Origin of the sequence: Polynucleobacter sp. AP-Latsch-80-C2 (genome assembly GCF_018882185.1) — a bacterium.
Taxonomy (GTDB): domain Bacteria; phylum Pseudomonadota; class Gammaproteobacteria; order Burkholderiales; family Burkholderiaceae; genus Polynucleobacter.
In genome coordinates this window covers 79,701-94,090 of the sequence record NZ_JACVOY010000002.1, presented here as the reverse complement: position 1 = coordinate 94,090, position 14,390 = coordinate 79,701, and the positions used below count along the sequence as shown (strand labels likewise).

11 protein-coding genes, 3 tRNA genes and 2 rRNA genes are annotated in these 14,390 nt (G+C 46.9%); 10 read left to right on the top strand and 6 right to left on the bottom strand.

Annotation, left to right across the window (positions count from 1 at the left end; genetic code table 11):
- Positions 1-142 precede the first annotated feature (142 nt).
- A complete protein-coding gene (priA, locus tag ICN47_RS02855) occupies positions 143-2,272 on the top strand; it encodes a primosomal protein N' (protein WP_216218372.1) in 2,130 nt (709 codons plus the stop codon).
- A gap of 10 nt (positions 2,273-2,282) precedes the next feature.
- On the opposite strand, the gene gcvH is transcribed toward priA, so the two are convergent.
- Positions 2,283-2,675, bottom strand: coding sequence for a glycine cleavage system protein GcvH (gene gcvH, locus ICN47_RS02850; protein ID WP_216218371.1), 393 nt, complete (start codon positions 2,673-2,675; stop codon positions 2,283-2,285).
- Positions 2,676-2,756: 81 nt separating this feature from the next.
- Here gcvH and ICN47_RS02845 point away from each other — a divergent pair, with 81 nt between their 5' ends.
- Complete coding sequence (locus tag ICN47_RS02845) at positions 2,757-3,401, top strand: MBL fold metallo-hydrolase (RefSeq protein WP_216862598.1); 645 nt, start codon at positions 2,757-2,759, stop codon at positions 3,399-3,401.
- Between the two features lie 52 nt (positions 3,402-3,453).
- Here the strand turns inward: ICN47_RS02845 and ICN47_RS02840 are convergent, their stop codons facing one another.
- From ICN47_RS02840 to ICN47_RS02830, 3 genes are all read right to left on the bottom strand, one after another.
- The gene (locus ICN47_RS02840; protein WP_129560400.1) at positions 3,454-3,639 is read right to left on the bottom strand and encodes a hypothetical protein; all 186 of its coding nucleotides are present in this window, start codon (positions 3,637-3,639) and stop codon (positions 3,454-3,456) included.
- 41 nt (positions 3,640-3,680) lie between these two features.
- Positions 3,681-4,823, bottom strand: coding sequence for a fatty acid desaturase (locus tag ICN47_RS02835; RefSeq protein WP_370626245.1), 1,143 nt, complete (start codon positions 4,821-4,823; stop codon positions 3,681-3,683).
- 82 nt (positions 4,824-4,905) lie between these two features.
- A tRNA-Arg gene (locus ICN47_RS02830) sits at positions 4,906-4,981 on the bottom strand.
- A gap of 103 nt (positions 4,982-5,084) precedes the next feature.
- Here ICN47_RS02830 and ICN47_RS02825 point away from each other — a divergent pair.
- Positions 5,085-5,576 carry a cytochrome c5 family protein gene (locus ICN47_RS02825; protein WP_216218370.1) on the top strand — a complete coding sequence of 164 codons (492 nt, stop codon included), beginning with the start codon at positions 5,085-5,087 and terminating at the stop codon, positions 5,574-5,576.
- A 45-nt stretch (positions 5,577-5,621) separates the two neighbouring features.
- On the opposite strand, the gene rsmI is transcribed toward ICN47_RS02825, so the two are convergent.
- Complete coding sequence (rsmI, locus tag ICN47_RS02820; RefSeq protein ID WP_216218369.1) at positions 5,622-6,524, bottom strand: 16S rRNA (cytidine(1402)-2'-O)-methyltransferase; 903 nt, start codon at positions 6,522-6,524, stop codon at positions 5,622-5,624.
- Positions 6,525-6,631: 107 nt separating this feature from the next.
- Between rsmI and ICN47_RS02815 the strand changes: the two genes are divergently transcribed.
- Genes ICN47_RS02815 through ICN47_RS02805 form a run of 3 tightly spaced genes read left to right on the top strand, consistent with a single transcriptional unit; the run spans position 6,632 to position 8,259 of the window.
- On the top strand, positions 6,632-7,234 hold the full coding sequence (locus ICN47_RS02815; protein WP_216218368.1) for a phosphoheptose isomerase: 603 nt from the start codon (positions 6,632-6,634) through the stop codon (positions 7,232-7,234).
- Between the two features lie 17 nt (positions 7,235-7,251).
- Positions 7,252-7,896 (top strand): BON domain-containing protein, encoded by a 645-nt coding sequence (locus tag ICN47_RS02810; protein WP_216218367.1) that lies wholly within the window; start codon positions 7,252-7,254, stop codon positions 7,894-7,896.
- Between the two features lie 15 nt (positions 7,897-7,911).
- Positions 7,912-8,259, top strand: coding sequence for a c-type cytochrome (locus ICN47_RS02805; protein WP_216218366.1), 348 nt, complete (start codon positions 7,912-7,914; stop codon positions 8,257-8,259).
- Here ICN47_RS02805 and ICN47_RS02800 read toward each other — a convergent pair.
- Complete coding sequence (locus ICN47_RS02800) at positions 8,256-8,912, bottom strand: GNAT family N-acetyltransferase (protein ID WP_216218365.1); 657 nt, start codon at positions 8,910-8,912, stop codon at positions 8,256-8,258. The genes ICN47_RS02805 and ICN47_RS02800 overlap by 4 nt on opposite strands.
- 483 nt (positions 8,913-9,395) lie before the next feature.
- Between ICN47_RS02800 and ICN47_RS02795 the strand changes: the two genes are divergently transcribed.
- The 4 genes from ICN47_RS02795 to ICN47_RS02780 all read left to right on the top strand — a co-directional run bounded on the left by ICN47_RS02795 (position 9,396) and on the right by ICN47_RS02780 (position 14,311).
- Positions 9,396-10,928 (top strand): 16S ribosomal RNA (locus ICN47_RS02795).
- Positions 10,929-10,987: 59 nt separating this feature from the next.
- A tRNA-Ile gene (locus ICN47_RS02790) sits at positions 10,988-11,064 on the top strand.
- Positions 11,065-11,094: 30 nt separating this feature from the next.
- A tRNA-Ala gene (locus ICN47_RS02785) sits at positions 11,095-11,170 on the top strand.
- Positions 11,171-11,437: 267 nt separating this feature from the next.
- A 23S ribosomal RNA gene (locus ICN47_RS02780) occupies positions 11,438-14,311 on the top strand.
- Together the 16S and 23S rRNA genes with 2 tRNA genes alongside form the textbook arrangement of a ribosomal RNA operon.
- Positions 14,312-14,390 lie beyond the last annotated feature (79 nt).

Below are 14,390 nucleotides of genomic sequence, written 5' to 3'. Positions count from 1 at the left end.
AGCTTTTGATTTATATAAAAAATAAATAAAAAGCTCCAAAAGAGTGCAAAATTGAATTGCTGGTAAATTAGCTTAAAAATCAGAATCATCGGATGATATCCACAGACTTATCCACAAGCAAAATAGAAAATCGAAGTAAAAAATGAGCCCTCCCATCGTAGTTCAAGTAGTTGTAGATAAGCCCTTGGCCCAGGGCTTTGACTACATATGGGGTGCTCAAAAACTAGGCCTTAAGCCAACAATCGGCCAACTTGTAGAAGTTCCTTTTGGACGCTCCTCATTGATTGGTATGGTAATTAAAGTAAGCGCTCACTCTGATTTTGATATTGAAAAATTAAAAGAGGTCGAGGCTATTGCTCCACTGCCACCTTTGGATCCTGCGGCATTGAGGCTGATGAATTTTGCTAGCCAGTATTACATTCATGCTCTTGGCGAAACTATCATTCCGACTATTCCGCAGATGTGGAAAAAGCCTGAAGACTGGGAAAAAATTCCTCAGAAATTAGCTGCTGCCGAAGTACGCAAAAAGAAAAAAAATGAAAACGCTCTGAGTGAGGGATACATTAGTACGGCGCAATTAAATGAAGAACAAAAGCGCGCACTAGAGTCATTAAGCAATTGCAGTAAAGAAAAACAATTCAAAGCCATTTTGTTGCAGGGTCAAACCGGTAGCGGGAAGACGGCAGTATTTCTAAATTGGTTAAGTGAAATCCTAGAGGATGAGAGCGCACAGGTTTTAATCCTGGTGCCGGAAATTAATTTAACTCCCCAGCTTGAGAGACGTGTACGCGCCTATTTTCCAGATAAAAAAATGTCGGTCTTACACAGTGCTGTTCCTGAAAAGCAAAGAGGTGTTGCCTGGTATGAGGCATTGACAGGTAAGGCACAAATTATTTTGGGAACAAGGTTGGCAGCGCTCACGCCCATGCCAAACTTAAGAGCGATTGTGGTGGATGAAGAACATGACCCATCTTATAAACAACAAGATGGCATTCGATATTCAGCGCGAGACTTAGCTATATGGCGTGCGCATGATGTGAAGGCACCAATCCTTCTTGCATCTGCAACGCCTTCGCTCGAAACCTGGATGGCTGCTAGGGCTGGACGCTATGAATATATTCGTTTAGATCAGCGCGCCCAGGGAGCAAGTCTGCCGAAAGTCCATCTCATCAACACCCGAGATCCACAAAATCAATTTAGTCCAGGAGATGCTGGCAGGCCGGTAAATAAAAGCCCCATCACTAAGACGCTAGTCAATTCCATTACTAAAAATTTAGAGCAGAAGAAGCAAAGCTTAATATTGATTAATCGAAGAGGTTACGCACCGGTATTGAGTTGCAGCGCCTGTTCGTGGCTATCTTCATGCCAACAATGCAGCTTCTATATGGTGATGCATAAAGCGGGGGCATTAAGCAGAAAGCCCGTATTAAGTTGCCACCATTGTGGTTTAGTGAAGGCTATTCCAGAGCATTGTCCCGATTGTGGAAATGCTGACCTCAAGGTCCTGGGTCAAGGAACGCAAAAAATAGAGGACTCCATCGAAGAAATATGGCCAGCCGCAAGAGTGCTGAGAATTGATACCGATTCAAGTAAGAAGAGCAAAGGCGCTGAAGAACTGTTTCAGGAGATTCATGCTGGTAATGTAGATCTCGTGGTGGGAACCCAAATGATCGCAAAAGGACATGATTACCAAAACATTGGATTGGTAGCTGTGCTCGATGCCGATAGCAGATTATTCTCACAAGATTTTCGAGCGGCCGAAAGATTGTTTGCACAGTTAGTGCAAGTAGCTGGTCGTGCAGGCCGGGCTGGCGTAGAAGGTCAAGCAGGTGGTGATATTTATATCGAAACACAGTACCCAGAGGCAGCCGTTTTTCAGTATTTATTACGTCACGATGTTGATGGATTTTTAGCCTATACGGCCAATGAAAGAGATGAAGCAAAATTGCCCCCCTTCTCTTATCAGGGCCTAGTTCACGCAGAAGCCAAAAGCCTAGCGAAGGCCCTTCAGTTTTTGACTGAGCTCAAAGGCCGCTTACGGGCTGGAGGACTGATGGTTCAAGGGCTCAAGGTCTATGACCCAGTGCCTAAGGCAGTGATGCGTGTAGCAGGAACGGAACGGGCACAACTCGTGATTGAGTCAGAAAACCGTAAATTACTTCAAGAGGTATTGGAGGCGGTGGATCGTGATTTACGAGAAGGGTCTCAAGGGCGCATTAGCAAACTTGAACGCATTCGCTGGCTTATCGAGCGCGACCCGATTGCGATCTAATCGACTTGGCTTACGCCCCTGGGCCGGATTGGTATTGATCAAGGCTCATCAATTGTTCAAGCTCTGAAGATAATGAGGCATTGGAGTCAGGTTTAATTTTAAATAGCCACACTGCGTAAGGCTTTTCATTGACTAGCTCAGGCGCTGCATCTACTGCATCATTTAGCGCAACAATTTCACCGCTAACGGGCGCATGTATGTCACTTGCCGCTTTAACAGATTCAATTGCTGCAATGGCTTCACCTTGCTTTACTTGCTGGCCAATCTTGGGCGCCTGAAAAAACATCACATCACCCAATGCTTCTTGTGCATGGTTGCTGATACCAACCCAAACGAGGCCATCATTTTCTGGGTCAGCCCACTCGTGCGTTTCTGCAAATTTAAAAGTGTCTTGGGTATTCATTGTTTATCCTTTGGGAATATTTTATGCTCAGTCCCCTACACTGTGCACTTCACAAACAATTAATTTTTCTGTCCTCTGCTTATGCCAATCAAATTAGGAATTGTTCCCGTAACGCCGTATGAACAAAATTGTTCAATTTTGGTATGTCAAGAGACTGGTGATGCTGCCGTGGTTGATCCTGGAGGCGATCTTGATAAGATTTTGGAAGGCGTCAAACAGATGGGCGGTACCGTAAAGCAGATCTTGTTAACCCATGGACACCTTGATCACTGTGCCGCAGCCAAGGATCTTGCAGACCAGCTAGGAGTCCCTATCGTGGGGCCGCAAGTGGATGAACGTTTTTGGATTGATCAGTTACCCCAGCAAACCGTGCGATTTGGATTTGGTCATGCCAAAGTATTTGAGCCTAATCGCTGGTTAAGCGATGGAGATCATGTGCAACTGGGTAATGTTGATCTTGAAGTTTTTCATTGTCCCGGACACACACCTGGACATGTAGTTTTTTTTGACAAGGCTGATCGCCTTGCAATTGTTGGCGATGTTTTATTTGCTGGCTCAATTGGGAGAACCGATTTCCCTCGTGGGAATCATGCCGATTTAATTCATGCAATCAAAACGAAGTTGTGGCCATTAGGAGATGATGTACAGTTTGTTCCTGGACATGGGCCAATGTCTACGTTCGGCGCAGAACGCAAAACAAACCCATATGTAGGAGATGGCGCGTAGAAGCTAGCGCCTAAGAATTAAACTCTGAATTTAAAAAAGCAAAAACGACAGATTAGGTTTTTGCAGAGCCAGTACGGTGCGTACGATTGTATAAACAGCTAGCGCAGATCCAGCGTTGCTTACGATTGCTCGTTGGAATCCATGTGCCACCCTCTAGTCGCTTTTCGCGACTGCAAGAAGAGCAAAATTTAAGGCTCTGGGAAGTGTCTTGGGTAGCAGCAGGAGTCGAGGTAGTCATGGGCAATCCGGGTAAGGAAAATCTTATACAGAAGATCTATTTTACCCGTTTTGTCCCACTGGGGCTGGGCTGAGCACAACTTGGACGGAATCAGCCGTCTTATTGCCATCAAAATCGAGCCAAGCCTTGTTCTCAAAGTCATATAGCTTGCATTTACGGGCGGTATCGAAATACCAACCCCAAGAGAACTTTTGTACAAATATACGCTCAGGAAGGATAGTTTCCAGGGTTGTTTGGGCTTCTTGCAGGCGATAGAGGGGTACGCTCATATCCACGTGATGGGCGGTGTGCTCCATGATGTGGTGCATTAATGAACCCCAAATCCAGTTAAAGGTCAGGTGCACGGTTGTGGATACAAAAGGCTGCGCACGTAACCACTCTGATTTTTTGTCATACCAAGACACATTAGGATGGGTATGGTGTACGTAGACAACAAAACCAATCATCCCATTCCAGAACAGAAAAGGAACGGCAAAGCCAGTAATTAAACCAATCCAAATAGATTGGTCAGTTGCGATTGCGCCAGCAATAAGACAGCCGATCCAAGCGATTGCAAAAGCAGTCACAAGCAAGTTGTCTTTTAAGAAAATAGGGCGATCGCCAGGTTTGTTCTTAGCGTTTGGGAAATACTCACGTCTCCACCAGATCTCTAGGAGGTAATAGAACACAGGCCCCCAGCCACTACGGTAAAGGCGCTCTAGAGCCTTACGTCCTGGGGATAGCGCGTCGTATTCTGCCTTTGACAAAGGCGCCCAGACAAAGTCAAAACCCTTTAAGTTGGTTTGACCATGATGAACTACGTTATGCCCTACATCCCAAAGACTATATGGGGTTAGAGATGGCAAAAAGGCAATACGACCCAGAACTTTATTAAGCTCGCGGTTAGGGGTGAAGCTTTGATGGCAGGCATCATGGCCCAAAATAAAAATGCGGCCTGTAACAAAACCAGCAATCAATCCAAAAATGATTTTGAGCAGGATGTTTTCAACAAAAATCGTGCCAGCAATACAGCCAAGCCATAAAGCCGCATCAATGGCTAAAAGCATGATTGCGCGCCCGGTCTCGCCTTGAGCCATTGGAATTAACCAGCCCCGAATGATTTTTCGGTGTGGTAATGGCGCCTCAGGAGGCAATGGGTTAGTTAAAGAGGGCTCTGAAAGGGCTGAATTTAGATGTGTAGACACGATAAGAATCAATAAGTTAGACGCAAATGATAGCGGTTTTCACGATTTTACGCATGACATAGGTCAAAAAACCCCACAGTTTTGGCGCGCCCGGCAGGAATCGAACCTGCGACCCTTGGCTTCGGAGGCCAATACTCTATCCACTGAGCTACGGGCGCCAGCAGAAAAAACGGATACCCCGCTATTGTAAGTGCCTATACCCCTACTCTCTAGTTATAATCACGGCAAAACAACCTTAAACACCCCAAACGATAAATTCCTATGAGTAACGAGCACGGAAATCTAATTAAGTCCCCAAAACAACTCATCATCATGGTGTTTGCAAGCTTTTTTGTACCCTTGATCATTATTTTGTTGCTAATGATATTTGTTAATAATGGTAAGCGTGGCGATGCTTCAACCACCACCGAGCAGCTGATTAAGCCGGTTGGCCAATTAAATTTTAAAGATGCAAGCGGCCCACGCGAGATGCAAACGGGCGAGCAAGTTTATAAAGCAGTTTGTGCTGCATGCCATGCTACCGGTGCTGCTGGCGCACCTAAATTTGGTGATACGAGCGCCTGGTCTGCACGCTTAGGTAAGGGCTATGATGGCCTAATGACTTCCGTGCTGAAGGGTAAAGGGGCAATGCCGGCGCGTGGCGGTTCAAACCCTGCAGACATTAGTGATTACGAATTAGGGCGTGCTGTTGTCTACCTAGCAAATTCTGCTGGCGGTAAGTTGGCGGAGCCAAGCGCACCAGCTGCAAAATAATTCATTGCGGCATTACAAAAAGCTGGCTATAGGCCAGCTTTTTTCTTATGACTTGCTGGCATCTTTCGCATCTAGCGCAACCTGATAGGCTTCTTTTTTAGGAAGACCCAGGGCTTGTGAAAGGACGGCTGCAATTTCTTTGCTACCTAAATAAGGACTTAAGGCATTAGCCCACTTTAATAGAGCAGCATGGTCTGGAGCCTCATCAGAACTGGCTTGGCGCCCTGCTATCAAAATAACAAACTCCCCCTTTAAGCTTTCAGCATCGTTTACCCATTGCGTTAATTGAGCCGCCTCAAGCGCAACAATTTGTTCAAATTTTTTAGTGAGTTCGCGACCAACCAATACTTTTCGCCCGGGCTCTAAATGGTTTGCTAAAAGCACTAGTGTTTCTCGAATATTGTGCGGAGACTCGAAAAAGATGCTCGTTTTTTTACTAGCGCTGATGTCTTGTAAAAGACTGTCACGCTCTTTTGTTTTATTAGGCCAAAATCCTAGGAATTGAAAGCGCCCTTCAGAGTTGAGCATCACAGAACCAGATACTGAAATAGATGCAGCAACAGCGCTCGCCCCAGGAATGGGAATGACTCTAAAACCTGCTTTTTCAACCTCATTTACCAGCCGTGCACCGGGATCCGATACTCCAGGGGTGCCTGCATCCGATATATAGGCCCAGCGTTCATTGTTGGCTAAATGTTGAATCACCGTTTGAGCACCGCTGATCTCATTATGCTCATGGAGCGCAAGACATTTTTTGTGGATGCCAAATTGCTGCAAGAGTGATGCGCTATGACGAGTATCTTCGCAGGCAATACCATCCACTGTGTTAAGGACGTGCAGGGCGCGCAAAGTAATGTCCCCTAAATTTCCTATTGGGGTCGCAACCATATAGAGCGCTCCAGCAGGTAAATCCTGCTGCTTTAAAAATTCGAATGCGCCAGCGTCCATAGGGGGTATTTTGTGCGTAAGAAAGGTCAATAGGTAAGAGGATACGTTGCTTTTGGTTTCCCCTGCCCTCATAGCGACTTGTTCGGCCTTTGGCGCATAATATTGCTATGGATAAAAACACAATTGAACGGTTGCGCCAAAGAGCATCCCAACATTTTTTAGACAGCATTGCAGTAAAGCAAGAGGCTGAAAAAGTTCTTCCAGAAGCGGTTGCCCGTGGCGTAGTAGCCATGGTTGATTGCTTGCGTGCAGGCGGCAAGATTATGGCTTGCGGTAATGGCGGATCTGCAGCAGATGCTCAGCATTTTGCAGCGGAGTTAATTGGACGCTTTGAAAGAGAGCGCCAAGAACTAGCAGCAATTGCCCTCACCACAGATACTTCTATCTTGACCGCAGTTGGTAACGACTACAGCTACGACGAAGTCTTTAGTAAGCAAGTCAGAGGCTTGGGTAAAAAAGGCGACATTCTTTTGGGAATCTCTACTTCAGGCAATTCTAAGAATGTCGTGAAGGCTATCGAAGCAGCCAAAAAAATGGACATCAAAATTATCGCCTTGACTGGTAACGGTGGTGGAAAAATTGCAAGCCTTTTAGATGCTGACGATATTCATCTGTGTGCACCATCTACTCGAACTGCGCGCATTCAAGAAACCCACTTAGTGTTACTTCATGGATTATGTGATGGCGTCGACCATCTTCTGCTCGATTAATTTTTAGAAAGTATCAAATGCAAAACTTCAGTAAGTTATTGGTCGCCTGTATTGCTGTTTCACAATTGTCCGCCTGCGGGGTGATTGCAGTAGGCGGTGTAGCTGCTACAGCAACAGTGCTGGCTGATCGTCGTACGCCCGGTGTACAGGCCATTGATAAGGGTATAGAGCTAGAGGCAAATGGCGCATTTGATAAAAAGTTTGGTGACAATGCGCATATTAACGTGACCTCATTTAATCAGAAGGTGTTGTTAACTGGTGAGGTGAAAGATGCAGCAATCAAAAGCGATGCTGAGTCTTATATCAAGGGCATGAAGAATGCACGCTCTGTATTTAATGAGCTCATCATTGGGCCGAATAGCACATACACCATGCGCGCAAACGATACCTATCTCGAGTCAAAAATCAAAACACAAATGATTTTTACGCAACAGCTGCCATCTAACTCCATGGTCATTGTTGCGGAAGGAAGCAGCGTTTATTTGATGGGAATTTTGACTCAAGGTGAAGCAGACTTAGCTAAAAAAATTGCGAGCAATACCAATGGCGTGAAAGATGTGTACGCATACTTTGACATTATTTCTAATGCAGAAAAAACACGTTTAGAAAATGCCGGTAAGGCTGATGAAGCGCAGCCCTCTAGCCCGCCGAAGTTCCAGTAATTTTTAATAAGTCTGATGAGTGCGCTGCAAATTTTTGCCAAAATAATTTTTGTTGTTTTGGTTTTCTGTTTGCAAACCACTCATGCAGCTAGCGAGGATCAGAATGCATTTTCAGTTGCGAAAAAAAATGCTTGCTTAGGTTGCCATGCAATTAATAAAAAAATTGTTGGCCCAAGCTTTGAATCGATTGCTTTGAAATATAAAAATGATTCCGGTGCGCAATCATTTTTAAAAAATAAGATATTGAAAGGTGGCGCAGGCTCATGGGGCGTTGTGCCCATGCCTGCAAATACCAAATTAAGCGACGCTGATTTATCTCTCTTAACGAGTTGGATATTGCGCGGCGCGCCAAGCGCAAATTAGCGCGCTAGACCAGGTCTGCCTAAGAACCACCACCATGCTTGATTAGATTTCTTGAGGTTGGCTTTCATTGCGTAGTCCAAGTCAGCCCATTGCTCATTTGCTGCTTCTTCAACTATGGTTGCAGGGCTGGCAGGCGATAGCTTCAAGTAAGCATCAGCATCACCGTAGGCATATTCAACGCGCATACCGGCCTTCTGGGCCAGATGCATCATGGCTTTGTTATTTGCAAGGCAATGTACATACAAGGTTTCAATGCGGGTATTGCGTGAATGCACGGCAGAGCGTTGCAGAAGTGCTGTTCCAAGCCCTTGCGAGCGCCCTTCTGGCAATACTGAAACGCCAAATTCTGCGGCACGCGCCTGACCTTTGGTTTCTGGCAAATATGCCAAGTGGGCCATACCAATCAAGCGAAGGTCGTCATCAAATACGCCAAATACATTGTCCTTATTGAAGTCTAGGTGCTCAACATAGTGGGCAATCACCTCATCCGGGGTTTGTGTACCAAATCGGAGGCGGCGATCATCTTCATTTAGTTGTAATAAATGATTCAGGATCTCGGCCCTGTGTCCGGCATGAAGCTCGCGTACAGGGACCGCCTGTCCTGCCGTGTAGGGCTGGCTAGGTAAGTGATCATTCGCTAATTTATTGTGCATAGCAATATATTAGCAGGGTTTGGTGAAAAATTCAGGGTTTTCCCTAGGGTGTGGCCAAAATACTGCATTTGAAGGGTTAAAAACGAAGGCTTAGAGAGCAAAAAGGATGGAAATGCTCCAAAACCCTGAAATTTTTAAAAAAAGTGAAATATTTTTTTAATTTCTATCTGTCTGATTTCATTGAGTTTATTTTAAGGATCAGAAAAAACTACGCCTTTTTAAGGAAAAAGACTACGAAAGGTGTTGACGACCCGAAATAAGTGCGCTATAGTTTCACCTCTCCGCTGAATGTTTTTTGAAATACGAAACAAGTCAGCTCTCTTTAAAAATTAGTCAACCGATAATTGTGGGTACTAAGTGAAAGCATCCAGTCCTTCGGGACAGATGTAAATAAATAGTACTCATAGACAGTAAAAAGATTTGGTTTTATTACCAAGTCAATTTCTTGAATGAGTGCGACGATCCGCAAGGATCACAGGAATTAAACTGAAGAGTTTGATCCTGGCTCAGATTGAACGCTGGCGGCATGCCTTACACATGCAAGTCGAACGGCAGCACGGGTGCTTGCACCTGGTGGCGAGTGGCGAACGGGTGAGTAATACATCGGAACGTACCTTATCGTGGGGGATAACGCAGCGAAAGCTGTGCTAATACCGCATACGCCCTGAGGGGGAAAGCGGGGGATCGAAAGACCTCGCGCGATTAGAGCGGCCGATGCCTGATTAGCTTGTTGGTGGGGTAAAAGCCCACCAAGGCGACGATCAGTAGCTGGTCTGAGAGGACGATCAGCCACACTGGGACTGAGACACGGCCCAGACTCCTACGGGAGGCAGCAGTGGGGAATTTTGGACAATGGGGGAAACCCTGATCCAGCAATGCCGCGTGAGTGAAGAAGGCCTTCGGGTTGTAAAGCTCTTTTGTCAGGGAAGAAACACCGGCTCTAACACAGTCCGGGAATGACGGTACCTGAAGAATAAGCACCGGCTAACTACGTGCCAGCAGCCGCGGTAATACGTAGGGTGCGAGCGTTAATCGGAATTACTGGGCGTAAAGCGTGCGCAGGCGGTTATACAAGACAGGCGTGAAATCCCCGGGCTTAACCTGGGAATGGCGCCTGTGACTGTATAGCTAGAGTGTGTCAGAGGGGGGTAGAATTCCACGTGTAGCAGTGAAATGCGTAGATATGTGGAGGAATACCAATGGCGAAGGCAGCCCCCTGGGATAACACTGACGCTCATGCACGAAAGCGTGGGGAGCAAACAGGATTAGATACCCTGGTAGTCCACGCCCTAAACGATGCTGACTAGTTGTTCGGGATTTACATCCTGAGTAACGTAGCTAACGCGTGAAGTCAGCCGCCTGGGGAGTACGGTCGCAAGATTAAAACTCAAAGGAATTGACGGGGACCCGCACAAGCGGTGGATGATGTGGATTAATTCGATGCAACGCGAAAAACCTTACCTACCCTTGACATGTCACTAACGAAGTAGAGATACATTAGGTGCTCGTAAGAGAAAGTGAACACAGGTGCTGCATGGCTGTCGTCAGCTCGTGTCGTGAGATGTTGGGTTAAGTCCCGCAACGAGCGCAACCCTTGTCTTTAGTTGCTACGCAAGAGCACTCTAAAGAGACTGCCGGTGACAAACCGGAGGAAGGTGGGGATGACGTCAAGTCCTCATGGCCCTTATGGGTAGGGCTTCACACGTCATACAATGGTGCATACAGAGGGTTGCCAACCCGCGAGGGGGAGCTAATCTCAGAAAATGCATCGTAGTCCGGATCGTAGTCTGCAACTCGACTACGTGAAGCTGGAATCGCTAGTAATCGCGGATCAGAATGTCGCGGTGAATACGTTCCCGGGTCTTGTACACACCGCCCGTCATACCATGGGAGTGGGTTTTGCCAGAAGCCGTTAGCCTAACCGCAAGGAGGGCGACTGCCACGGCAGGGTTCATGACTGGGGTAAAGTCGTAACAAGGTAGCCGTATCGGAAGGTGCGGCTGGATCACCTCCTTTCTAGAGAAAAGATGCTGGAGCTATAGTGCCCACACTTATCGGTTGACAATAAAAGCCACGGGTCTGTAGCTCAGCTGGTTAGAGCACTGTGTTGATAACGCAGGGGTCGTAGGTTCAAGTCCTACCAGACCCACCACCAGCCAGAAACAAGACTTAGTGGGACGTTGGGGGATTAGCTCAGCTGGGAGAGCACCTGCTTTGCAAGCAGGGGGTCGTCGGTTCGATCCCGTCATCCTCCACCATCATCTAAATGTCAAAACTAAGCGATCTAACGATTGTTTAGTTTTGCCATTTATGGCTGTTCTTTAAAAATTTGAGTAAGCAAAGTGTCAAATGTTTCTTTGAGAGGACATTTGACAATGTAATAAGGGTAAAGATTGAATCATCAATCAGTAATACAAACGAGTTTTACCAAGTTCTTAACAAAGTACTTACAGTTTGGATTACGGCAAACATGTCAGAAGTAGAAGTAAACCTGTAACAGGTACTAGCAATGGTGCTCGTTATAGGATCAAGTGAATAAGTGCACATGATGGATGCCTTGGCGATTACAGGCGACGAAAGACGTTATAACCTGCGATAAGCCCCGGGGAGCTGGTAAATAAGCTTTGATCCGGGGATTTCTGAATGGGGAAACCCACCACTTTTGTGGTATCCATACCTGAATACATAGGGTATGAGAAGCGAACCTTGTGAACTGAAACATCTAAGTAGCAAGAGGAAAAGACATCAACCGAGATTCCCAGAGTAGTGGCGAGCGAAATGGGAAGAGCCTTCTAGTGATAGCTCAGTAATTAACAGAATGGAATGGAAAGTCCAACAATAAAGGGTGATAGTCCCGTATGTGAAAATCATTGAGTGGTACTAGGCTAGAGACAAGTAGGGCGGGACACGAGAAATCCTGTCTGAATATGGGGGGACCATCCTCCAAGGCTAAATACTCGTAATCGACCGATAGTGAACAAGTACCGTGAGGGAAAGGCGAAAAGAACCCCGGGAGGGGAGTGAAATAGATCCTGAAATTGTGTGCATACAAACAGTAGGAGCCTCGTAAGGGGTGACTGCGTACCTTTTGTATAATGGGTCAGCGACTTACATTCAGTAGCAAGCTTAACCGAATAGGGAAGGCGTAGCGAAAGCGAGTCCGAATAGGGCGCTAGTTGCTGGGTGTAGACCCGAAACCAGTTGATCTATCCATGGCCAGGTTGAAGGTGCGGTAACACGTACTGGAGGACCGAACCCACTAACGTTGAAAAGTTAGGGGATGAGCTGTGGATAGGGGTGAAAGGCTAAACAAAACTGGAAATAGCTGGTTCTCTCCGAAAACTATTTAGGTAGTGCCTCGTGTATCACTGTAGGGGGTAGAGCACTGTCATGGTAGTGGGGTCCATTGCGGATTACTGCGCCATAGCAAACTCCGAATACCTACAAGTGCAAGCACGGGAGACAGACATCGGGTGCTAACGTCCGGTGTCAAGAGGGAAACAACCCAGACCGCCAGCTAAGGTCCCTAATATATGCTAAGTGGGAAACGAAGTGGGAAGGCTAAAACAGTCAGGAGGTTGGCTTAGAAGCAGCCATCCTTTAAAGAAAGCGTAATAGCTCACTGATCGAGTCGTCCTGCGCGGAAGATGTAACGGGGCTAAGCATATAACCGAAGCTGCGGATCACAGCAATGTGATGGTAGGAGAGCGTTCTGTAAGCCTGTGAAGGTGTCTTGTAAAGGATGCTGGAGGTATCAGAAGTGCGAATGCTGACATGAGTAGCGATAAAGGGGGTGAAAAGCCCCCTCGCCGTAAGCCCAAGGTTTCCTGTTCAACGTTCATCGGAACAGGGTGAGTCGGCCCCTAAGGCGAGGCAGAGATGCGTAGCTGATGGGAACAAGGTTAATATTCCTTGACCATTGTTAGATGCGATGGGGGGACGGATCGCGGAAAGTTGTCCGGGTGTTGGAAGTCCCGGTTCTTACGTTGGAGATGGCTATTAGGTAAATCCGGTAGCGTAATTCAAGGGCGTGAGACGAGCGAATTTATTCGCGAAGCAATTGGAAGTGGTTCCAAGAAAAGCCTCTAAGCTTCAGTCTAACAAGACCGTACCGCAAACCGACACAGGTGGGCGAGATGAGTATTCTAAGGCGCTTGAGAGAACTCAGGAGAAGGAACTCGGCAAATTTGTACCGTAACTTCGGGATAAGGTACGCCCTGGTAGTTTGACCCTGTACAAGGGGAGGACGAAAGGGTTGCAATAAAAAGGTGGCTGCGACTGTTTAATAAAAACACAGCACTCTGCAAACACGAAAGTGGACGTATAGGGTGTGACGCCTGCCCGGTGCTGGAAGATTAAATGATGGGGTGCAAGCTCTTGATTGAAGTCCCAGTAAACGGCGGCCGTAACTATAACGGTCCTAAGGTAGCGAAATTCCTTGTCGGGTAAGTTCCGACCTGCACGAATGGCGTAACGATGGCCACACTGTCTCCTCCTGAGACTCAGCGAAGTTGAAATGTTTGTGATGATGCAATCTACCCGTGGCTAGACGGAAAGACCCCATGAACCTTTACTGTAGCTTTGCATTGGACTTTGAATCGGTCTGTGTAGGATAGGTGGGAGGCGTTGAAAGCGGAATGCTAGTTTCGCTGGAGCCAACCTTGAAATACCACCCTGATTTATTTGAGGTTCTAACCTTGGCCCGTTATCCGGGTCGGGAACAGTGCATGGTAGGCAGTTTGACTGGGGCGGTCTCCTCCCAAAGTGTAACGGAGGAGTACGAAGGTACGCTTGGTACGGTCGGACATCGTACCTAAAGTGCAATGGCAAAAGCGTGCTTAACTGCGAGACCGACAAGTCGAGCAGGTGCGAAAGCAGGTCATAGTGATCCGGTGGTTCTGTATGGAAGGGCCATCGCTCAACGGATAAAAGGTACTCTGGGGATAACAGGCTGATACCGCCCAAGAGTTCATATCGACGGCGGTGTTTGGCACCTCGATGTCGGCTCATCTCATCCTGGGGCTGTAGCCGGTCCCAAGGGTATGGCTGTTCGCCATTTAAAGAGGTACGTGAGCTGGGTTTAAAACGTCGTGAGACAGTTTGGTCCCTATCTGCCATGGGCGTTGGAGATTTGACGGGGGCTGCTCCTAGTACGAGAGGACCGGAGTGGACATTCCGCTGGTGTACCTGTTGTTTCGCCAGAAGCATCGCAGGGTAGCTATGAATGGAAGAGATAACCGCTGAAAGCATCTAAGCGGGAAACTTGCCTGAAGATGAGATCTCCCGTAGGTTTAACCTACATAAAGGGTCGTTGAAGACCACAACGTTGATAGGTCGGGTGTGGAAGTGCAGTAATGCATTAAGCTAACCGATACTAATTGCCCGTTAGGCTTGATCCTATAACCAGCACTATTGTGTTGGATGTTTGCCGGATTTAATCTGCATCCTTATTACATGCTTACTCAAATAGAGTTGTTG